The 21,847-nt window shown below is 44.5% G+C and carries 19 protein-coding genes and 1 tRNA gene; 13 read left to right on the top strand and 7 right to left on the bottom strand.

Annotated features, from left to right (window positions below; all coding sequences use genetic code 11):
* Window positions 1-124: 124 nt before the first annotated feature.
* Both E4N65_RS04135 and E4N65_RS04140 read right to left on the bottom strand, forming a co-directional pair.
* Window positions 125-1,180 carry an NAD(P)-dependent alcohol dehydrogenase gene (locus E4N65_RS04135; RefSeq protein ID WP_253674174.1) on the bottom strand — a complete coding sequence of 352 codons (1,056 nt, stop codon included), beginning with the start codon at window positions 1,178-1,180 and terminating at the stop codon, window positions 125-127.
* Between the two features lie 106 nt (window positions 1,181-1,286).
* Window positions 1,287-1,442 carry a hypothetical protein gene (locus tag E4N65_RS04140; protein ID WP_253674175.1) on the bottom strand — a complete coding sequence of 52 codons (156 nt, stop codon included), beginning with the start codon at window positions 1,440-1,442 and terminating at the stop codon, window positions 1,287-1,289.
* Window positions 1,443-1,554: 112 nt separating this feature from the next.
* On the opposite strand from E4N65_RS04140, the gene glgA reads away from it, so the two are divergent.
* Both glgA and ybaK read left to right on the top strand, forming a co-directional pair.
* The gene (gene glgA, locus E4N65_RS04145) at window positions 1,555-3,027 is read left to right on the top strand and encodes a glycogen synthase GlgA (protein ID WP_253674176.1); all 1,473 of its coding nucleotides are present in this window, start codon (window positions 1,555-1,557) and stop codon (window positions 3,025-3,027) included.
* Window positions 3,028-3,160: 133 nt separating this feature from the next.
* A complete protein-coding gene (gene ybaK / locus E4N65_RS04150; protein ID WP_253674177.1) occupies window positions 3,161-3,631 on the top strand; it encodes a Cys-tRNA(Pro) deacylase in 471 nt (156 codons plus the stop codon).
* 10 nt (window positions 3,632-3,641) lie between these two features.
* Here the strand turns inward: ybaK and E4N65_RS04155 are convergent, their stop codons facing one another.
* Window positions 3,642-5,294 (bottom strand): nucleoside kinase, encoded by a 1,653-nt coding sequence (locus E4N65_RS04155; protein ID WP_044012887.1) that lies wholly within the window; start codon window positions 5,292-5,294, stop codon window positions 3,642-3,644.
* Window positions 5,295-5,620: 326 nt separating this feature from the next.
* On the opposite strand from E4N65_RS04155, the gene E4N65_RS04160 reads away from it, so the two are divergent.
* From E4N65_RS04160 to E4N65_RS04170, 3 genes are all read left to right on the top strand, one after another.
* Window positions 5,621-5,693 (top strand) — tRNA-Pro (locus E4N65_RS04160).
* Window positions 5,694-6,299: 606 nt separating this feature from the next.
* The gene (locus tag E4N65_RS04165; protein ID WP_044012884.1) at window positions 6,300-6,491 is read left to right on the top strand and encodes a type II toxin-antitoxin system HicA family toxin; all 192 of its coding nucleotides are present in this window, start codon (window positions 6,300-6,302) and stop codon (window positions 6,489-6,491) included.
* A gap of 4 nt (window positions 6,492-6,495) precedes the next feature.
* Window positions 6,496-6,879, top strand: coding sequence for a type II toxin-antitoxin system HicB family antitoxin (locus E4N65_RS04170; RefSeq protein ID WP_044012882.1), 384 nt, complete (start codon window positions 6,496-6,498; stop codon window positions 6,877-6,879).
* A gap of 139 nt (window positions 6,880-7,018) precedes the next feature.
* Here E4N65_RS04170 and E4N65_RS04175 read toward each other — a convergent pair whose 3' ends face one another.
* From E4N65_RS04175 to E4N65_RS04185, 3 genes are read right to left on the bottom strand one after another with little or no spacing between them, the layout of a single operon-like run.
* Complete coding sequence (locus tag E4N65_RS04175) at window positions 7,019-8,530, bottom strand: MiaB/RimO family radical SAM methylthiotransferase (RefSeq protein WP_253674182.1); 1,512 nt, start codon at window positions 8,528-8,530, stop codon at window positions 7,019-7,021.
* Window positions 8,523-9,641, bottom strand: a complete 1,119-nt coding sequence (locus tag E4N65_RS04180; protein WP_044012875.1) for a helix-turn-helix domain-containing protein — start codon at window positions 9,639-9,641, stop codon at window positions 8,523-8,525. Before E4N65_RS04180 ends, E4N65_RS04175 begins: the two co-directional genes overlap by 8 nt.
* Window positions 9,642-9,678: 37 nt before the next feature.
* A complete protein-coding gene (locus tag E4N65_RS04185; protein ID WP_044012871.1) occupies window positions 9,679-10,365 on the bottom strand; it encodes a LolA family protein in 687 nt (228 codons plus the stop codon).
* A gap of 403 nt (window positions 10,366-10,768) precedes the next feature.
* Between E4N65_RS04185 and E4N65_RS04190 the strand changes: the two genes are divergently transcribed.
* From E4N65_RS04190 to E4N65_RS04205, 4 genes are all read left to right on the top strand, one after another.
* Window positions 10,769-11,281, top strand: coding sequence for a TIGR03546 family protein (locus E4N65_RS04190; RefSeq protein WP_044012867.1), 513 nt, complete (start codon window positions 10,769-10,771; stop codon window positions 11,279-11,281).
* Window positions 11,282-11,283: 2 nt separating this feature from the next.
* Entirely contained in the window at window positions 11,284-13,458 is a 2,175-nt protein-coding gene (locus E4N65_RS04195) for a TIGR03545 family protein (protein WP_044012864.1), read from the top strand.
* A 94-nt stretch (window positions 13,459-13,552) separates the two neighbouring features.
* Window positions 13,553-14,107: a hypothetical protein gene (locus E4N65_RS04200; RefSeq protein WP_253674183.1), complete on the top strand. Its 555-nt coding sequence runs from the start codon at window positions 13,553-13,555 to the stop codon at window positions 14,105-14,107.
* 139 nt (window positions 14,108-14,246) lie between these two features.
* Window positions 14,247-15,530 (top strand): ABC transporter substrate-binding protein, encoded by a 1,284-nt coding sequence (locus tag E4N65_RS04205; protein ID WP_253674185.1) that lies wholly within the window; start codon window positions 14,247-14,249, stop codon window positions 15,528-15,530.
* Between the two features lie 41 nt (window positions 15,531-15,571).
* Here the strand turns inward: E4N65_RS04205 and E4N65_RS04210 are convergent, their stop codons facing one another.
* Window positions 15,572-16,909, bottom strand: coding sequence for an MATE family efflux transporter (locus tag E4N65_RS04210; protein WP_253674187.1), 1,338 nt, complete (start codon window positions 16,907-16,909; stop codon window positions 15,572-15,574).
* Between the two features lie 304 nt (window positions 16,910-17,213).
* Between E4N65_RS04210 and E4N65_RS04215 the strand changes: the two genes are divergently transcribed.
* From E4N65_RS04215 to E4N65_RS04230, 4 genes are all read left to right on the top strand, one after another.
* Complete coding sequence (locus E4N65_RS04215) at window positions 17,214-18,764, top strand: AbgT family transporter (RefSeq protein ID WP_253674189.1); 1,551 nt, start codon at window positions 17,214-17,216, stop codon at window positions 18,762-18,764.
* A gap of 139 nt (window positions 18,765-18,903) precedes the next feature.
* Entirely contained in the window at window positions 18,904-19,473 is a 570-nt protein-coding gene (locus tag E4N65_RS04220; RefSeq protein WP_044012851.1) for an HD domain-containing protein, read from the top strand.
* Between the two features lie 111 nt (window positions 19,474-19,584).
* Complete coding sequence (locus E4N65_RS04225) at window positions 19,585-20,226, top strand: TetR/AcrR family transcriptional regulator (protein ID WP_253674191.1); 642 nt, start codon at window positions 19,585-19,587, stop codon at window positions 20,224-20,226.
* Window positions 20,227-20,255: 29 nt separating this feature from the next.
* Window positions 20,256-21,833 (top strand): L-lactate permease, encoded by a 1,578-nt coding sequence (locus tag E4N65_RS04230; RefSeq protein ID WP_253674194.1) that lies wholly within the window; start codon window positions 20,256-20,258, stop codon window positions 21,831-21,833.
* Window positions 21,834-21,847 lie beyond the last annotated feature (14 nt).

Consider the following 21,847-nt stretch of genomic DNA (forward strand, 5'->3'; position numbering starts at 1 on the left):
ATTGCCGAGGACGGCGGGTATTAAACCCTCCGCACGAATAAAACAAATACCGTCGGTCAATTCATATTCGAATCAGCCGACGGTATTTTTTAGCTCAGTATCCGCGCAAAGGCTAGTGCCGGCTTTAGATGATAACAACCGGTTTGATTAAGTCGGCCGGCTTATCCTTCATTAAATAGAGCGCTTTTTCGACATTCTCAAAGCCCTTGAAGGTATGGGTGATGAGCTTTGACAGGTCAAGCTTACCGACTGCGACGAGGCTGCTCAGTTTTTCCATGCGGAGGCGTCCGCCAGGCATTAACCCGCCGTTGATCTGCTTGTGTCCCATTCCGACACCCCATTCTACGCGCGGAATCTTGATGGAAACGCCTGATCCGAGATAGTTGACGTTTCCGATTCTGCCGCCGGCCTTTAACGCTTTAACGGCTTCGTCAAAAGTATCAACGGTGCCGCCTGCGATAATAACCTTGTCTACGCCTTTACCGTGGGTAAGGTCGAGCACTTGCTTATCGATCGGGCCGTTCTTGTAGCTGATAATATCGGTTGCGCCGTAGAACTTTGCCGCTGCAATACAGGCGGGGCGGGTACCTACCGCATAAATCTTTGAAGCGCCGCGCAATTCGGCTCCCGCAACGGACATTAAACCGACCGGGCCGATACCGATTACCAGTACCGAATCTCCGTACTGAACATCTGCAAGTTCTGCGCCGTGGAAGCCGGTGGGCACCATGTCGGACAGCATCGGTGCGTGTTCGATTTTTACTCCGTCCGGAATATGCGCGAGGTTTCCATCCGCATCGTTGACATGGAAGTATTCGCCGAATACGCCGTCTTTAAAGTTTGAAAACTTCCAACCGGCAAGCATACCGCCTGAGTGCATCGAATATCCGGCCTGTGCTTCCAGCGAATTCCAATCGGGAGTAATCGCAGGAACCAAGACCTTGTCGCCCGGTTTAAAATCTTTTACTAGAGAACCGACTTCGACAACTTCGCCGCAGCCTTCGTGTCCTAAAATCATATTATGCCGTTCGCCGATTGCTCCCTCCCATACGGTATGTACGTCGGACGTACACGGAGCAAGCGCTAACGGCTTACAAATTGCATCAAGCGGGCCGCATACGGGGCGTTCTTTTTCGATCCAACCCGTTTCGCCCAATTTAAGCATCGCAAAACCTTTCATAATTGTTCTCCTATAGAATTAAGATATATTATTATATATAAAAATATAAAAATACACAAGGGATTAAATTTGATTTAATCTATGAGTGCTGTTCGTTTCAAAACTATTATACGAGTTTTACATACCGTGTGGCACGGCCTTTATCGATTTGGCGGATTTTTTGTGTGTCTTGTAATTCTTTTAATGCCCGTTCTACCGTCCGCTGTGATATACCGGGGCAGAGGATCATAATATCTCTTTTAGAGAGATAAATCACCGTCATTTTTTCAGATTTGGCGTAGATAAATTTCCGGTGACGAAAATCTTGACAAGGTATAACTTCGCCCTTTTATAATTCGATTACCCGTGTTATAATTTTTAAAGGAGGTATTACCGTGCGAATATTAATGATAACCAGTGAAGCGGTTCCTTTTGCAAAAACAGGCGGTTTAGCCGATGTCGTATCTGCCTTATCCTACGCATTAAAAAAACTCGGGCATGATGTCAGGATTGTTATGCCGCGTTATTATAGAATTGATAAAAAAAGTTTAACACCTATTCCCGGTGCAATGGGAGTTTCTATTGGCAATAGAGAATATTGGACTGAAGTGTTTGAATCAACGCTTCCCAATTCGGATATACCGGTGTATTTTATCGATCATGAAGAAAGTTTCGGTCGTGAGGGATTGTACGGTTCCCTCTTTGAACCTGATTTTAACGACAATCCCAAACGGTTTTCAATATTGAGCCATGCAGCTTTCCAGATTTGCAGAAAGCAGCATTGGATTCCGGATCTGATGCACGCGCACGATTGGCAGACGGCGCTGGTGCCCGTGCTGTTAAAATTTAACACGCAGTATCATGATTTTCAAGAGACAGCAAGTGTTTTTACCGTGCATAATATCGGCTATCAAGGAATTTACAATAAAGCGAGTTATGTGGATACGGGACTCGATTGGGGATATTTTTATTCAGCCGGTTTTGAGGACTGGGATAGAATGAATTTCTTAAAAGCCGGTTTGTTGTCTGCCGACCGGCTGACAACCGTTTCTCCGACTTATGCACAGGAAATACAAAGCGCTGAATACGGTTTCCGAATGGATGGTATTCTCCGTTTCCGCAAGGATGCTTTAACCGGTATCTTAAACGGCGTCGATACTTCTATCTGGAATCCTAAAACGGATAAACAGATCCCCTTCAATTATACCGCCCGTTCTCTTGTAAAAAAAGCGAAGAATAAAGAAGCTTTGCAAAAGTATATGGGACTTCCTCAAGATGAAAAAGTTCCGGTTTTCGGTATGATAACACGGCTGACCGATCAAAAGGGAATTGCGGAATTATTCGGGCCGTCTTACGGCGCCGCATTCAAAATATGTACCGATATCAATTTACAACTGATTGTGCTGGGTGCCGGTGATCGATGGTGCGAAGATGAATTATTGGCGCTTTCAAAACGGCTGCCGAATCTCCGTGTATATATTGGTTATGACGAGAAGTTGAGCCATTTAATTGAGGCCGGAAGCGACTTCTTTTTGATGCCGTCGCGGTATGAACCGTGCGGGCTTAATCAGATGTACTCGCTGCTATATGGAACATTGCCTATTGTACGCAATACCGGCGGACTTGCAGATACGGTAGAAAACTATGATGAGCAAACGGGAGACGGAACCGGTTTTGTGCTGGATCTGCTTACCCCCGACAGTATTTATAATACCGTTAATTGGGCGGTAAATGCGTGGTTTAAGAACCCCGAACACATCGTTAAAATGCGGAAGCGGGGTATGGCAAAAGATTTTACCTGGGATACGTCCGCAAAACAGTATCTTGCCGTGTATCAAGAGGCTATCGATAGGAAAAAACCGCAATAAGCATTAAGATTGGGCAACCGCACCAGATACTTTAATTGAAGATGGTTCAAATGGTCTCACATCCTTTTTATTTTGCGATTTCTATTTATCTGATGTGATTGCCTTGAATATTGATACGGACAGGCTTTAAATCATGAAAAAGACGAATACAATGCGTATTTTGGAGGCAGCGGGTGTTTCTTATACCAGCATTGAATATGCGTGGGATGAGGCGCATTTGGATGCGGTATCCGCTGCGCAGAAGTTGAATATTGAACCCGATATGCTTTTTAAGACGATTGTCATGATAAGCGAGGATAATGACGTTTTCGTTTTTTGCGTACCCGCGCCTTTGGAAGTCAGTTTGAAAAAGGTACGGAATATAACCGGTAAAAAGATAACACCGCTTAAACTCGATGCGCTGCAAAAAACAACGGGCTACATCCGCGGCGGCTGTTCCCCGCTCGGCATGAAAAAGCATTTTCCTACTTTTATCGATGAAACCGCACAGCTGTATGACCGTATTTATGTAAGTGCCGGGAAACGGGGGCACATGCTATGCATTGCCCCTGCAGATTTGCAAGAAATCTGCGCTGCTGCTTTTTGTGATATCACCGAAGGGTAGCGTGTAAACATCAATGGTACGAAAAGTCGCTGTCGCCGATAAACTCCCGTAAAATGGACTGCCCGTGTACAAATGACGGAGAGACCGAAAGGAAGTTGTTCAGGAAGATGAGCAGCCGAGATGCTTCGCTGTATGCCGGATCGGTGGGCTTTACTGCGCGGAGCAGCGGTTCCGCATAAATTTTCAGTACCGAAAGTTCATAATCGAGTGCCGTATTAAAGATAACGTCGGCGGTATTTTGGTACGGGAAAATATGTTTAGCCTCTCCCGCCCGCACATCAGACCACATACCGATGGTAATCGAAGCGGAACTTCCTCTAAACTGCGCATCGCGCACGATACGCCGCAAGAGCCGGTTATCGGAAGTCGGTATCCGGTTGTGATCATCTAAGGTCAGCTGTGTTAATGCCGAAAGATATATCTTAAATTTAAGCGAAGCGTCTATCTGTGGGGTTAAGTTGTCGTTTAATCCGTGTATTCCTTCCAAGATAAGAATAGAGCGGCTGTTAAGGCGGAGTTTTTTTCCGGTGTAAAATCGCTCACCTGTTTTGAAATTATACGAAGGCAGTTCAACTTCTTCACCGGCAAACAGCTTCAGCAGCAGCTCATTTAAAAGCGGGACATCCAATGCTTCGAGGCACTCAAAATCAAATTTTCCGTCCTTATCGCGCGGTGTTTTATCCCTGCCGACATAATAATCGTCGAGGCTGATAACATAAGGTTCATATCCTACGACTCGCAGTTGCATTGAAAGTTTTTTTGCCGAGGTCGTTTTTCCTGAACTTGACGGTCCCGCAATCAGAATTACTTTGACGTTTCCCTTATTTTTGATTTGTTCGGCAATATGTGCCAATTTATTATTCTGTAACGTTTCCGTGATTTCAATGAAGTCTTTGGTTTTACGGCTTTCGATAATTTCATTTAATTGACCGACGGAAGAAACGCCAATCATCTTACCCCACGTTTTATATTCTTTATATACGGTGAAAAGCTGCGGGATATCTTTAAATTGAGGAAGTGTGTCAGTGTCGGCGGTTGCAGGAAAGCGCAGTAAAAAGCCGTCTTCATACTTCATTAATCCGAATACTTTTAAATAGCCGACACGATCCATCAGCGGCTGGAAGTATAAGTCGTAATAATCGTCGAGTATGTTGATTGTGATTTTCGGTCTACTGTTGTAGGAAAGTAGCCGGTACGCATCGGGCTGATTGGTGTTTGCGAAGAGCTCCAAGGCTTCGGCATAAGCGACGGATTGCGTTTGTATCGGTAAATCCGCATCGACCATTTCGTGCATTTTATCTTCGATTAGTTTGAGATCGATATCGGAGGCATGGGCGCCTTCAAAGGTGTAATAGTACGAGTAGCCGAAGCTGTGTCCGACCAAGAGCCGTAAATCGGGATATACCTTTCGTGCCGCGGCGGCTAACAGAAAACACAGTGTGCGTCGATAAATATTCGAGCCGTCATAAGTCCCTTTTAAGACAGGCTTTATAGTAGCGCGCACATCGATCATCTTGTTTAACGGAACCAATTCGTTATTTACTTTCATACCGAATGCAACCGTCTCCGGCTCTCTACAATACGCCAATGCGGCACGTGCAGAAATCGGTTCGACAAACTGTTTTTTTGAACCGTCCGGAAATGTAATCTCAAACCCTTTCATAAAAGCCTCCATATCTATCAGAAGAACCGCATCAGTTTCCTTTTAAAAATATGAGGGCATCTTCTGCGTTGCTGCGAACAAATTAATCCTCAACGTATCAAAGATACGCCTGCGGTTAATTTGCTCTTGCGCCTTGCATCTGCACCTCCTATTTTTAAAAGGCTGACGGAAAATCTCTTTTCAAAAATCACAGATTATGCTTTATTCATCTGATGCGTTTATCCTGCGACCTTCCGCTTGACAGGATACTTTATTTTCAGTAAAGTTACAACTCTTACGAAGTAACTGGGTGTATGCGATATGTCAGTTACCGGTAATTTGTATAACGGGATGTAGCCTAGGGGCTAAGGCGTCTGGTTTGGGACCAGAAGATCGGGGGTTCAAATCCCTCCATCCCGATAGTTTATTTCAGCGATGATTACGTTATGCTTTTGCAAGATGAGCAAAGGAAGACCCCCTGTATAGGAGCGAGGGAAGCTGCGGCGAGGGCAGTTGGTTCAATTCCAACCGCCTTTGCTCATCGTATCTTTTCATTTTAATGCTCCATCAGTTACTTGATAATACAAGGGTACCTCTAAAAACCCGAATTGTAGGCTTCTTTTCTTAGACAAATCACGATTTTATACAGTTTTCTCGTATTCTTAGTTGTTTATTCGATGGCGGGTATTAAAGCCGACTGCAACCACCTCGTCAAAAATATACATCCTTGTACATTTTTGACTGCGAGTTTTTTACAAAGCAAAAAACTCGTTTCTGTTTGGAACCACCGGCATCCGTGCCAGATCGCACACACAGTGCGAAACATTGAGCACTGTGCCCCGACGCTTGCGTCGGGGTTGTTGATTTCTTGGTAAATACAAGGTTTTTTTCATAAAAAAGCTTTTTAACGTAAGTTAGTCCTTACATATACTGGAAATAGGGAACGGTGCAATTGTGTGGTCCTGTTTTCAATTATCCACTTCTGATAAACTTGACTGAATGCGTATTTATGCGTATTATCATTTTATGAACTTTAAAGAAATGGAGAAGATGATAAAACAAGACGGATGGATAAAACGTGATATAGTTGGGTCACATCATCACTATGAGCATCCGATTAAAAAAGGGAAGGTTACTATTCCATTTCATGGTAACAAGGAGCTTTCGAAGTTTGTAGTAAATAGTATTCTTAAACAAGCAGGATTAAAGGAGGAGTAAGACTATGTATATTTATCCGGCAATGTTTTATAAAGATGAAAACGGTTATTCGGTTGTATTTTATGATATAGAACTTGCAACGATGGGAGACACATTGGAAGAAGCGTTGATAATGGCAGAGGAAGCATTGACAGGACGTATCTCTTTGCTTTTAAAGGATGGAGAGACACTGCCCAATCCGACAGCTATAGAGGATATAGAAAAACCGAAAGATGCGGAATTTATTACACTGGTAAAAACCGACCGTAAATACCTGGCACAGGAAAAAAGTGTTCGTAAAAACTTAACAATTCCTGCATGGCTTGCTGAAGCTGCCGAAAATGCAGGATTAAATTTTTCGCAAGAGTTGCAATGTGCTCTAAAAACGCGCTTGCATATTGGCATATAAATTTTTTCATAAAAGTTAATAACTTTTATGAAAGAATTTTGTAGGCTGTAGGATTATAGAGGTGATATAAAAGAAAGCATTAACTTACAGCTATGGCACATATATACGGATTATCATATCTTTAAAAAGCCGGTTAAACTCAGAGTGCGTCCGCTTCGAGGTCAATCCCGCGCAGGGCGGTAATCCGTACTCGAACCAGACTGCCGGCAGTTATCGGCTGCCCTTCGCTGTCTTTTTGCGCTTTGGAAAAATTGACAACTACAGCCCCGTCTACTTCCGGCGCTTGAAACCATGCCCGACCGAGCGCAATGCAGCATTGTGTGTTTTCTTCTTCATGGTTTTGCTCTTGCGGGATAATCTCTTCGATAAGAACGTCCGTTTCCAGTCCGCAAAAAGCGGCAAGTTTTTGTTCGGTAATCTTTAATTGCAGTTCGTTAAGGGCTGTCTTGCGCTGTTCGGCAATTTTTGCCGGCACCTGTTTTTTCATATCGGCAGCCTTGGTTCCTTCCTCCTGCGAATAGGCAAATGCTCCCGACCAGAGAGTCTGGGCTGCCTGTAAAAAGGCTGCCGTCCGCTCGAAATCAGCTTGAGTTTCTCCCGGAAAGCCTGTTAGAAAGGTGGTACGGATAACCGCCTCCCCGTAGGGACTTTCCGCCGTGCGGAAAGCTGCGCGGATGGTTTCTATTAACTTCAGGTAGGTTTCGGCAGAACCGCAACGGTTCATCGCACGGATGATCGGATCTGAGCCGGACTGAAAGGGAATATCAAAGTAGGGGAGAAAGCGGGTGTCGGCAGTCATAATCGGCAAGATATCCGGCGGAAAATGATCGGGGTGGATGTAGAGCAGCCGGACGCTGAATGTTCCTTCAATACCGGAAATCGCGCGTAAAAGCTGTGCTAATCCCGAATGCCCCTGTTTCGTTTGAACCGGCAATGCGGGTAGGCTGTTGTTAAGCCGGCTACTGAGCTTATCTAGAGGCGGTGCGGCGTCATACACTGCCAGGTCTTGCCCGATAAGATTAAATTCTTTATATCCTTGCTGCACAAACCCCCGTATCTCATCGACAATACTGTCAAGCGGCCGGCTTCTCACTGAGCCGCGTATCAACGGTATCGCACAAAATGAGCAGCAATTATCGCAGCCTTCGGTAATTTTGATAAAGGCGGAACGTGGAAAGTTTAATAATTCAGAGCGCTGTCCGCAGCATACGCCTTCCTGCACCGGTTTAAGAAATGGCCGGCTGTGTTCGGTAGAATGAATCGATTGATCATGTTCGTTCGGCGATTGTTGCTGCTGAGCAACCGGAAAGAGTTGGTCGAGAAGTATGGGGAGCTGCGATAAGTCCCCGTTACCGAAAAAGGCATCGGCTTCTTCAAAGTCGGTTTTAAAGATGTCGCCATACCGTTCCGCCAAGCAGCCTGCCAGCAAAATTTTTGCCTGAGGATAGGCTGTCCGGGCGGTGATAACGGCTTCAATCGATTCTCGTTTCGCCGGTTCGATAAAGCCGCACGAATTGACAATGATGAGATCGGCGTTTTCGGGTTCGATAGTTTTTTGCCAGCCCTTATCGGTTAAGATACCGATAAGCAGCTCACCGTCTACTTGATTTTTAGCACATCCATGCTGATCAAGAAAGAAACGCTTAGTCAACTTCCATTACCACAAATTTATAACGTCCCGATTCATCATCTTTGACCCATTTTAAATCCTTAACGATGACTTCGCCCGGACGGCTGACTTCTATATCGATAGTTTTTCCGCCTGCAATAATTTGCATTTTAACGGCATTTCCATTTGATGCCCAAATACGGATACCGTTATTTGCCTGAACCGTCAGCTGTTCCGATTTTTGATAGTACCGTTCGTCACGGTTGGCTTTGTCCTGCTCATAGCGGAAAAGACAATAGCTTCGGAATGTTGCATTCAATGTTACCGGATATGCAGAACCAGCATCGAACAGTACTTTGTATTTTGCAGATTCGGGCTGAACTGCCTGATCGGGAATTTTTATTGCGGGTGTTTCTGTAGAAACCGGTTCCGAAAAACCTGTGGTGAGTATTTCCACCAATGCGCCTTTCGATTCATCGGATGTATCGATATCTTCAACGGAAATTTTCACATCGGCAGTAACATCGCCGTTCAGATCCAATACAAGGCTCTGACCTAATGCAATGATTTGTGTTCCGATATCCGTTGCAAGATACAGTTCAGGTGCTGTTTTTTCAACTTGTATTCGGTAATCTTTTCCATTGATGGGGAGTGTAATCGTATCGCCCTTAAAGAGCCGTTTTTCAAAGACTTCTTGGGAAAGCGTGTAGGCGGCATTCTCTTTTTTTTCTATAATTTCCGTTTGCTTAGCCGGTTGTACGGGTCTGTCTTTCATCGCTGTACCGATTTTTGTAATCAATATTTTACCGACGAAAAAGATTGCTATTAAAAGCAGGAATGCTCCTATTCCGATAAATACGCTGCGGGGAACGGTAAATGACTTTTGCGGGATAAGTGTTTCAGGTGGAACCGCTGTTTCTTGTATTCTTGCCTGTTTATACAATGTAACACATTCATTAGGATTTAAGCCTAAGTATTCTGCATAATTCCGTAGAAATCCGACAACATACGGCTCTCCGGGAAAGACTTCATACATACCGGTTTCAAGCGCCTCTAAATAGCGGCGGGCAATATTTGTTTCCCGCGAAGCCTGTTCAAGCCCTATTTGTTTTTCATTCCGTGCTGTTTCTAATACATTGCCTATATCCTGCATCTATTCCTTCCTATATTTCGGCGGGGTAATTGTTCCATTATTCTTCAAATAAAAAATTATTCATCATATCCGCATTCGGCGGTATATCGTATAAAAAGCGGGAATCCGGAATTCCTGTATTCAATCGATAATATGAAAAATCAAATGTGATCTTGCTGCCCGAAATGGGCCATGCTTCAATTCGTCTGATAAGCTTCGTTTCAGGCGAAACAAGCAGCCGGATATTTCTAAAAGTTTCTGAAGCCGACCGTCTATTAAGAGCAAGTACCACGACCTGCTCGGAGGAGCCTTCTTCCAAAGGCTGAGGTGCGGCTCCTGTTTCATACGCAATGGTGTACGAGCGTTTCAACAGCGATAGGCCTTGGGGCGTGGCAAGGTTGGCTGTACCCGCAGAGGAATCTTTTTCTATCGTTTGGTTTAACACCATCCGATAGGAGGGAACATAAATGGTCAATGTGTCGCCGGTGAAAAGAATGACCTGCTCGTTCGGTTTGGTAAAATCAATGCGGAGCCGATTCGGCCGTTTAAAGTAGACGGTGGCTTCCATTGTCTGAACCTTTGAGCCGGAGCCGGTTGAAACGGTGAGATTAGCTGTGTAATCCGAGAGTGCACCGTATTGTTCGGACATTCCGGCAAAAAAGACGCTTGCGGTCGTAATGGATTGACAAAATGCTGTTATATAAAAGCCGAATATAACGGCAGCAAAAACGATTGCTTTTTTCATTCGATCAGTAAAGCAGAAATGAGCGATAAAGTCAATATTTGGAAAATTGCTCTCGAAAATTACTTATAGGTGTTATGAAATAAGTTATTTTATTATAATGATTTATTCGTTCGCATGATTTAATTTCCCGATGCTCTGACAACATCGCATTCCGATATTTTTTTCGGATACGGCGCACGAATCACTGATAGCTCAGCAACGGAGTAGACGCGGTTTCGGGGATGCGGCAGCATTGAAAGATTTGATAAAAAGCGGTATCATCTTCCAAAGATGCTGATGAGTGTCTCAAATGAATGAGCTGTAAAGAAAAGCATAATCGATACGGTAATGTTGAATAATATACCCGCAAAAAAATGCGAAGAGCTGTAAAACAGCTTTATCGAAACTGTAAAACGGAGAAAATATGTTTTCGTACATTGTAAAACTGCTTAAATCGCTCAATACGAATTCACATCCGGGGGAAATCGCTCACGCCGTTGCAATCGGAATGCTCCTCGGTTTTATGCCGAAGGATAACGTGCTGTGGTACCTGCTGTTTGTGTTTTTTCTTTTTGTGCGTGTGAACAGGGGAGCCTTTTTGCTCACGGTACTGGTTGCAAGTTTGTTCGCCCGATTTTTTGATCCGCTGTTCGACTCGTTAGGCTATGCCGTGCTGACCTTTTCGTCGTTGAAGCCGGTCTATGCCGCTTTGCTCGACATTCCTTTTGTCGCCTTTACGAAATTTAACAACACGATAGTCGCCGGATCTATTGTATTCAGCTTGATACTGTATATTCCGGTATACATTGTGATAAGGATTTTCGCTAAATCGTGGCGCACATATCTTGCGCCGGCGCTTGCACGGAGTAAATTCGTGCAGGCTCTTTATCACGTTCCCTTTGTCGCGAAAATTGCCGGCTTTTTTACCGAGGTATAAATATGACACAAGAACAAAAGAAGATACCTTTCAAAAAACTTCCCTGGATGTTTAAAAAGACATATACGGAAAAGGCGCTCGAAAAAAAACTGCTTAAAAAGCTCTATATACCGGCAGACCGCGAATTTGTTGCGGCACAGTTTTACGCCGATGAAGAGGATCCGGCTAAATTGCGGATTCATCGTATCGAATACGACGTAAAAGATTTTAAGCGCTTAAAAATTTTAAGCAAACAGATAAAGCGGCAAAAAGGACGCATAAACCTCGTGCCGCTTGCCGCCGTTGCAGCTGTTGTTGTCGGTGTTGTGCTTGCCGTTCTTATGTTTAAAGATCCGCTTGCAAAGCGTGCTTTAACGGCAGGTTTGCAAAAAATCACGGGTGCTAAAGTCGATATCGCTTCGGTTCACGTCGGTATCTTGGATGCATCGGTTACCGTGCGCGGTCTTGCTGCTGCGGATAAAAATGCACCGATGAAAAACGTTTTTGAAGCGCAAAAAATTCAGCTCGATTTTAATTTAACGCAGCTTTTAAAAAAACGCTTTGTGTGTCAAAACCTCGAAGTTTCCGGCATGGCATTCGGAACCGATCGCAAAACATCGGGCGAGCTTCCGGCGGCTGTAAAAAAAGCGCAGGATAAAGATGCCGGTGATAGTAAAATAGCGTTGCTTATAAAAGAGCGGCAAAAAGATGCACTTGAACAGGGCAAAAAAATCGTTTCGTCGATGTTCGAAAGTTTGAATCCTCAAAAGTTTTTGGACAACGCACTTAAACAGCTGCAAACGCCTGCTGCGGCGCAAAAGGCACAGGAGACAGTCGCTCAAATTGTAGCGGTGTGGGAAAAGCGTCCTGCAGAACTGGAATCTGCCGTAAACGATTTTCGAAAAAGCTCGGAAAAAGTCATCGGGCGCGATTATCAGGCAATTAAAGACATTGCCGAATTGAAGACGGTCTTGGAAGAACTTAACGCTGCGATAAAAAACGGTCAAAAACTTGTAGCGTTGAGCGACGCGACGGTTAAGGATTTGCAAAAAGACGGTAAGGCCGTGCAGCTTGCCGCAAAGGAAGCGTTCAACGCAGTAAAAAAGGATACCGATTTTGTTAACGGAGAAATCAATAAAATCCGCTCGTTTACGGTTGCCGACGGAAAAAACATTTTCGCACAAACTATAAAAGCCGCTGCATACAACGTCCTCGGAAAATATTATCCGTATGCGGAAAAAGCGTTTAATGCTGCGCTCAATTTCAACAAGGGATCAAAAAAGGCGGCAAAAAAACAAAAGACCCGTCAAGAAGTCCGGCGGCTTCTGGGCAGAACAATCCAATACCGCGCAGACATATATCCGTCATTTTTAATTCAGCAAATGCTTGCAAACGGAACGGGTTTTGAAGGACGCATAAACGATATTTCAAATGATCCTGACCGCTGGGGAAAGCCCGTATCGTTCAGTGCTCATTTTGACGAAAGTGCTTTTTTCGAAAGCAAGCGTATGCACAATGGAGAAGGACTCGTAAATGTCGGAGAGAAACTCAATTATCCCTTATTGAAAATGCAATATACCGGAAGTGGCTATAGCGCTGCGTTTAATCCCTCTTCAGCTTTGCAGGCGATCGGCGCTTCCGTACTTGACATTGCCGGCGTTCCGTCTTTTGAGGGCAGGGCGAAAATACAGGCGGGTATACAGGCTGAGCGCGACGGGCATGTTGGTATCGACGCGGATTTTAGCTTCGACGAAGTGCGCCTTACGGCTGATTCGTTTGAACCCGATTTTATTTCGCGCATTTACAATGAGTCGCTTGCAGCGGTTAAAAATATGCGGTTTAAAATCAAGGCGGAGTTTTCCCAGTCTGATTTGAATATGGACATTGCAACCGATGCGGACAAGGTTTTTCTTGCTGCGCTGCAAAAAGGAATCAACAAAGAACTTTCAGCCATAAAGCAAAAGGCGCTTAAAGAAGCTCAAGCCGAATTGGAAAAATACACCGGTCCTTTAAACGAAAAGCTGGGTGATTTCGGCAGTATTGAAAAACTTGTTATGAATCAAAAACAAGCTGCCGATATGCTGCAAAAAAAACTGGAAGAAAGCAAAGCCGAAGTTATGAAACGCATCGAGCAGGCAGGCAAAGATGCGCTCAAAGATGCGGCCGGCAGTACGCTAAAAGGTTTATTCGGCCGGTAAAATAATGGGGCATTTTAAAGCGGAAACTACTTGACAAAAAATAAATTAAATACCATTTTTAGGCATGCTCCAATCTATTTTTAACGATATCGATATGCAACTGCCGGAACAAATACATAAGGCCGCCGTTGAATATCTTCCGGCGTTTCTCTCTTCAGAGGATGCCGAAGCACTTGCCGTACAAGCGCTGCTTATTGCCAGGGCTTTTCATGCAGGGGGGACATTTGAACAGGTGTTTACCGGTGCTGAACCGATTACGCAGCACTATCAAATCAACCTTATCCGCAGCTTTGAAAAAAACGTACGGCTGCTTGTCGATAAGATGTGGGTAGAAAAAGCCGACGAAGATGTCAAAGAAGATGTGCTTTATCGGCTCCGCTGTTTTTGTGAATCCATGCAGCAGGCGGAAAATCCTGTTGATTATGCGGAATTATTGCCTGAATGCCTCGGTGTCTTGCATGATGTGGTGTTATTGCTTTTCGGATCGCAAATCGACAATGAAGGGTTTTTAGAGTACGCGATTCGTATTGATCCCGATTTCGGACTTTTTTGGTATTACCTTGAATGCCTTACGGCGCAGCCTAAGCTTTCGGCAGAGAAAGCACGTTTGGCTATCTTTCTCGGTATTTATTTTCTTGCTAATTTTTAAATTGTCTTCTATTCTTACTCTATTGATTTATTTATTTTAACAGATTGACAGATACCGTTTACCGGTGTAAGTTACGGGTATTTTTACAAAAGATTTGAGAGGGATTAATTTTACTCGCCATAATTGAGGAGGGGAAAAAATGCGGAAACGAGTAACCGCAGGTATACTGAGTCTTTTGATGATAGTAAGTGCCGGCTTGGTCTCTATTGGATGCACAAAAAGCACGGAAACGCATACAAAAAAAGGCAGTACCGAAAAGGTTGTTTTAACACTAGGTTCATGGCGCACAGATGATTCGGAAGCGTGGAAACGTTTGCTTGCTGAATATGAAAAAGTGAGCGGTGTATGTATTCAATTTAAGCCGATTAATCCTACCAATTACAATGCTGAGCTGCGTTCACAGCTGGACAATGGAATTGGACCGGATTTAATGTTTGCCCGATCTTATACAGCGGAAGAAGAGCTGTATGAGAAAGGTTTTTTTGCAGATATAAACGATTTGCCCTATTTGCAGGAAAATTTTTCCGAAAGCAGTAGAGAAGCATGGCGTGGTGCCGACGGTAAATCCTTTGCGGTTCCCATTGCCGCCGTTGTGCAGAGTATTTACTATAATAAGGAGATTTTTGCAAGGGTTGGGCTCCCTATTCCTACTACATGGGAAGATCTGTTGCTTGCCTGTAAAGAGCTAAAAGATGCCGGGTATACCCCGTTTGCAAACGGACTTGCCGATGGCTGGGATATCAATGAATGTTTTATGATGGGGCTATTACCGAACTTTATCGGTGGTGAAAAAGGCCGGCATAAATATGAAAACGGTTTGCGTCCCTTTAACGATAGCGATATGATTGCCGCCTTTACTGCAATGAAGGATATTGCTCCTTATTGTCCCGAAAATTTTGAGTCGTTAACGTATGCCGATTCAAATATGCTTTTTGCAACAGGTAAAGCGGCTATGTATGCCGACGGGTCGTGGACGCTTGATAGTTTTAAAGAGTCATCATTTGAGTGGGGGAATTTCGCTTTTCCGCCTCCGGCTGGAAAACAACCGGAAATTTGCTTCCATGTCGATGTCGGAATCGCGATGAATGCGAACGGAGCACATCAAAAAGAAGCTCGGGACTTCTTAGCGTGGCTTTGTACGACCGAAGGTACCGCCATTGTCTCAAAATATCTGCCGAGCGGTTTTTATTCTATGTTCAATGGGGCTCATACTATCACGAGTCCTCAAAGTGCCGAAATATACGCACTCCTTACCGGACGGGGACAGGATGTTCGCTTTGTGTGGCCTAAGTTAATGAACGGGACACCGTCCGGCTATACTTTGATGAATGAAGGAGTAATTGCCGTTATGAAAGGTAAAAAAACTCCTCAGCAAGCTGCCGATGCTTTTGCAAAAGGTCTTGCACAATGGTATAAGCCTTGATCCCTTTTGAAAATAAACGACACAGCTGCATTCGCAAAATATTACTTTTTTGCAAGGTCGGTTGCGAATATCTTTATCATGATGATGACGGAGAGCACGACGACAATTCCGTCAACGAGCGGCATTGCAAGCCATATTCCCCGCGCTCCGAAAAAATGAGGAAGAATAAGCACGGCAGGCACAAAAAGCACGAGCTGGCGGGAAATTGCTAAAATACCAGCAGGCTTCGGCTTTCCGATAGCCTGAAAGAGCGTCATGTTCAATATCATAATGGCAAGCGCAGGGAAGATGATCATAGCGGTAACGGTATTGGTTTTTCCCTGTGCTACGAGTACGGGGTTATCGATGAACAAGCCCAATACCTTTTCGGGACTCAGCAAAAAGATAGCCCATGCCGTTATTGCGAGCAAAAGACCGAAGCCGTAGAACATACCGGTTCCTTTTTTTACCCGGTCAAAAAGTCCTGCGCCGAAATTCGTGCCGACAAAGGGCTGGTACCCTTGGCTTAATCCCCACAGCGGAATAAAGCTCAGCATCAAGTACCGGAAGAATGCGCCCATCAGAACTACTTGATCTTCTCCACCGTATTTTTTCAACGTCGAATACATGACTGTTTGCTGTACCAACGAAAGTACCTGCATAATCATACCGGACATACCGATTGCAATTGTTTCTCCGACAATCGATTTATCCAATTTAAAGGTTTTAAAGCGGACATTTTTGCTGAAACACAAAAAGTAGAAAAAGCTGAACAGTGCAAAAACTGCCTGAGAAATAACCGTCGCAACGGCAGCTCCTGCAAGCCCCTGCTTGAATACGATGATAAAGAGCGCATCGAGCACAAGATTCAGCACGGCGCCTGATCCCATGATAATCATCGCAAGTGCAATTCTTCCTTCGCCGCGCAGCACCATATTAGAAGCCTGTCCAAAGTTTACGAATATGGAGCCGAGGTATACAATCCGTAAATACTGCACGCCCATTGCATGCATTTCACCTTCCGCTCCGATAAGGCTCAACAGTTGCGGTGCAAAGATGTAGCCGACGATCATCACCGCGGATGACATCATCACTGCCAGTACAAAGACGTTACCCATCACCGCATCGATGGTCTTTTGATCTTTTCTGCCGACTGCCCGCGACAAAATCGAGGCGGAGCCCATCCCGATCAGTACCGCAATGCCGTTATTCACCAACGTAAAAGCATACGCAACGCTGATTGCGCCGAGCGCTTTTTCACCTACATACCGCCCGACAAACATTGCATCGACAAAGCTGTACAAGCTGATCACCAGCATACCGATAATGCCCGGTATACCCAACTTTAACATGAGCTTGAATATATTTCCCGATACAAGCTCTTCCCGTTTATCCGTCATAAGAACTCCTAAAATAGAAACTGACGATATCGTCAGTTATTTGATAAAAAGAACTATATATAAATGGAAATAGATTGTCAACCATATATAACAGTTCATCAATTGGGAACTTCTAAAAACTTTCATTTTTAGAGATGTCTAATAGTACACCGCATCAACCGCTTTTCGCGGATTACGGTAGATTTATATGGGAAAAAAATATTGATATTACTAAAATTTATATTTGCTAATACGGGAATCATCGTATATAATATGACAGTATTATCGCATTATGATATGCGAAAACCATTTTCTAGGAGTTCTTATGAGTACAAAAAAGAACAAGGAAGTCTCGGGCTTTCTCAAAGGTGTTGAAAGGATCGGGAATAAGTTGCCTCATCCGGCGATGCTATTCTTTATTCTCAGCATTATCGTTGTCTTTATTTCTGCCATTGTAGCGGCTGTCGGTGCGCCGGTTACCTACTTTGACGCGAAAAAAGGACAGGAAGTAACCATAAAGGCTATTTCACTTTTGAATGTCGAGGGATTTCGCTATATTTTGAACAGCGCAACGAAAAACTTTACCGGTTTTGCGCCGCTCGGTACAGTATTGGTCGCAATGCTTGGTATCGGCGTTGCCGAGTGGACAGGGCTCATCAATACCTCGTTGAAAAAGCTCCTCACCAATGTTAACCCCCGGCTGATGACTGCTGTTGTCGTTTTTGCCGGTATTATGAGTAACATTGCTTCCGATGCCGGTTATGTTGTAGTTATTCCGCTCGGAGCTATTGTATTTGCGAATGCCGGACGGCATCCGCTCGCAGGTCTTGCTGCAGCCTTTGCCGGTGTTTCCGGCGGCTTCTCCGCAAACCTCGTTCTGGGAACCACCGACCCGCTGTTAACCGGTATCACTATTGAAGCGCTTCACAATGCCGGTATGGATATCCCGCTCGATCCTACCTGTAACTGGTACTTTATGATGGCTTCAACAGTATTGTTGACAATCGTTGGAACTTTGGTAACCGAAAAAATCGTAGAAAAGAACTTAGGTGAATATCACGGAACGTATAAGCCGGACAATATGCCTGTTTCCGCAGAAGAAACAAAGGGATTAAAACTTGCCGGTATTTCCATTCTGATTATGGTAGCCGTGCTTCTCGTCGGGATGTTCGGTTTACCCGGTCTTCCGTCTCTCGCCATTTTAAGCGAAGTAAATCCCAAAACAGGTGTCAGTTCTCTCAGCAACTTTATGCACGGTGGTTTGCTTCCCGTTATTTTACTCCTTTTCTTGATACCCGGTTTAGTATATGGTAAGAAATTAGGAAAAATTAAGAGCTCCGGAGACCTCGTAAAAGGAATGACACACGGAATGAGTTCAATGGCCGGCTACCTCGTACTGGCATTCTTTGCGGCACAGTTTGTCAGCTACTTCGGTAAGACAAACCTTGGAACAATCATTTCCGTAAACGGCGCCAACTTCTTAAAGAGTATCGGTTTTACCGGTTTGCCGTTAATCATCGCATTCGTAATTATTTCCGCCTTCTTGAACCTCTTTATCGGTTCCGCTTCTGCAAAATGGGCTATTATGGCGCCGATCTTCGTACCGATGATGGTAAACCTCGGCCTTTCACCGGCTTTAACGCAGGTTGCATACCGTATCGGAGATTCCAGCACCAATATCATTACTCCGTTGATGAGCTATTTTGCGATGATCGTTGTCTTTATGAAAAAGTATGATGATGACTCCGGTCTCGGAACATTGATTTCGATGATGTTGCCGTATTCAATCGCATTCTTGCTTTCATGGCTCGGTTTGATGATTATTTGGTATGTAACCGGTTTACCGCTCGGTCCGGGAGCATTCTTAACGTTATAAGGCATTTAGGGAAACCGCTTGCGGGAGCCGGTATTTGCTGGTAATATATTGAGGAAATATTAATAAGCCGCATACAGGCAGCACTGGTTAAAATTTTTTAAGCTGCTGCCTTTCTACAAAATTTTTATAGGAGTCATCTATGAACATTGAGAGAGATACGGCAGAGGCATTACTCAATCAATATGTTACGACAGAGCACATCATAGCGCATTCGTTCGCTGTTGAAGCTGTTATGCGTGCGCTTGCAAAACGGCTTTCGCCGGCGGATGAAGAACTGTGGGGGATTACCGGTCTGCTCCATGATTTGGATATGGACGTTTCCAATTGGCAGGAGCACCCTGAACGGCACGGCCCCGTAACGGTTGAGTTGTTAAAGAAACAGAATTTCGGCTGTGAGGAAATGTACAGCGCTATTATCGCTCATAATCCCGATACGGGCGCCGTACCGCAAACACTTTTTGAAAAAGCGCTCTTTGCAGCCGATCCTATTACCGGATTTATTACTGCCGTTACACTTGTTTATCCCGATAAAAAGATTACAAGCGTTAAGGTTAAATCCATTGTCAAGAAAATGAAAGCAACCGGATTTGCAGCCGGCGCCGATAGAGGTGCGATGATGTCGATAGAAAATATCGGGATACCGTTTCCGGAATTTGCTGAATTAGCCCTTGCAGCGATGTGTGCTATCGCCGACAAGCTCGGACTTTAGCGCGTGTTGACGTGTGAGCTTTGCCCGCCTGCGTTGAAGAGGCCCTTTGACTTCTCGCGTTAACTCCTTTAAGTCTTGCGGGCTGTAAGCCTGTCTGATATTATACAGCTTATGGCTAAATTTAAACGGCAGTCAAAATCTGCCCGCGAGGCGGAGATACAGGAAGCTGCAAAAAAAGTATTTTTAGAGAAAGGCTTCCGCTATACGACAATGGAAGATGTGGTAAAACGCACGACACTCTCCAAGGGCGGCGTATACCAATATTATAAAACGACAAAGGCAATCCTTTTCGATATTATGCAAAACGGAAATTATTTCCGGTATGAACGAACCGAAAAGATTGTGCAGGAGTCGGCCGGTACCGAATCGCTTGCCGAGGTTATGACAGACGCTTGTATGGCGAAGCTCTTTGATGAAGTACCCGAAAAAAAACTCTACTTGATGTTTTTAGCGGAAATTCCTTATGACCGCGATTATGAAACATTGTATTTTCAATTGGAGAAACAAGCCTTTGAGCTGTTGATAAAAACCTTACACTACACCCCCCAACAAGAACTGGAACTTCTGGCTATTATCCGGCATCAAGAATATTTTCTGTTTAAAATTTTTCACGGTATGCTGGTTATGCACGAATTATTCAGCGATAAGGATGTATTTAATCAAAATAAAGAAAAAATTCGTACAATAATTCTTACTGCCATGCAAAATTTTTTCGACCGGCATCAAGATTTGTTCAACCATTTTAACCGATGATGCGTTTACCTTGAAGGATGAAATAATATATGATACTGATTAATTTTATGCTTGCAATGCTGCCGATTGTCTGGCTTATTATTTCTTTAAGCAAACTCAAGATGAGCAGTTGTAAAGCCTGCGGTATTGCGTTGCTGATAACGGCAATGTTAGCTGCATTGTATTGGAAATTGCCTCCGCTACATATCTCGTCCGCTATGTTTGAAGGAGCTGCCTATGCGCTCTGGCCGATCTATTTGATTATTGTTGCCGCTCTTTTTACATACAATTTAACGATACACACCGGCGCGATGGAAAAGATCAAAGGAATGCTGATCGGTATTTCCGATGATAAAAGAATACTGATGCTGATTATCGGCTGTGAGTTCGGTAATTTTATGGAAGGTATGGCCGGGTTCGGTACTGCGGTCGCCATTCCCGCATCGATTCTTGCCGGAATAGGTCTTAATCCCATCAATGCGGTAACGGCTTGTCTTGTTGCAAATACGACGCCGACTGCGTTCGGCTCGGCAGGAGTGCCGACAGCGACTCTTGCTACCATTACAGGGTTGGACTTGCAGCAGCTTGCCGCACATGCCGCGCTCATACAGGCCTTTCATACGTTTCTTTCACCGTTCCTTGCGGTGGTAATCTGCGGCGACGGAGTAAAAGCATTAAAAGGCGTGTGGCATATTACGTTGATCGCGTCGCTGTCGTTCGTTGTTCCCTATCTTCTTTTTGCACAATTGCTAGGTCCCGAACTTCCGACTATTGTCGGTTCAATTTGTTCGATGCTCTGCGTAATCCTTGCGGCAAAATTCGCTAAAAGGAAACGTAATGAGGCTCCCGGTACCGCAAAAATCGAATCGGAATATTCCGTAAAAACTGTTGGGGTAGGGACAACAGTACCGGCAGCGCATATCGGCTTTGCCGAAGGCCTTAGAGCGTGGGCGCCGTTTATGCTCATCTTTGTATTGTTAATTCTGACCTCAAAGCTCTGTCCTCCGGTGCATAACGCCATTAAGGATTTCAAACATTCGTTTATGATTTATACGGGAGAAGGAGGCAAGCCGCTTACATTCAGCTGGATAAATACTCCGGGAGTGGTGATATTTATAGCGGCTATCTGCGGAGGGCTTATTCAAAAAGCTTCATTGTTCGAAATGGCAAGTGTATTGGGTTTTACCCTAAAAAAATATTGGAGAACCTTCGTAACGATTTGCAGTGTTTTGGCAACTGCCAAAGTGATGATATACAGCGGGATGATTTCCGATATTGCCCGTTCGGCTGTTGTTGCAACCGGGCCTGTGTATCCCTTTGTTGCGCCGCTTATCGGGGTATTGGGCGCGTTTATAACAGGGTCGGGTACCTCGACCAACGTCCTTTTTGGGAATTTACAGCTCGAAACCGCTCTTTCGCTCAATCTAAATCCCTATTGGATTACTGCAGCAAACGTGATGGGAGCCGGTATCGGTAAAATGGTATGTCCGCAGAATATTGCAATCGGTGCGGGAGCTATCGGTATTACCGGTTCCGACAGTAAAATTCTTGCGGCAGTGTTTAAATACTTTGTTGTGTATGCATTGCTTGCGGGTGTAATCTGTTTTGCCGGCTCGTTTCTGATGTGAGCCGCTGCACATTT

It is taken from the genome of Treponema sp. OMZ 855, from assembly GCF_024181145.1.
Classification (GTDB): Bacteria; Spirochaetota; Spirochaetia; order Treponematales; family Treponemataceae; genus Treponema.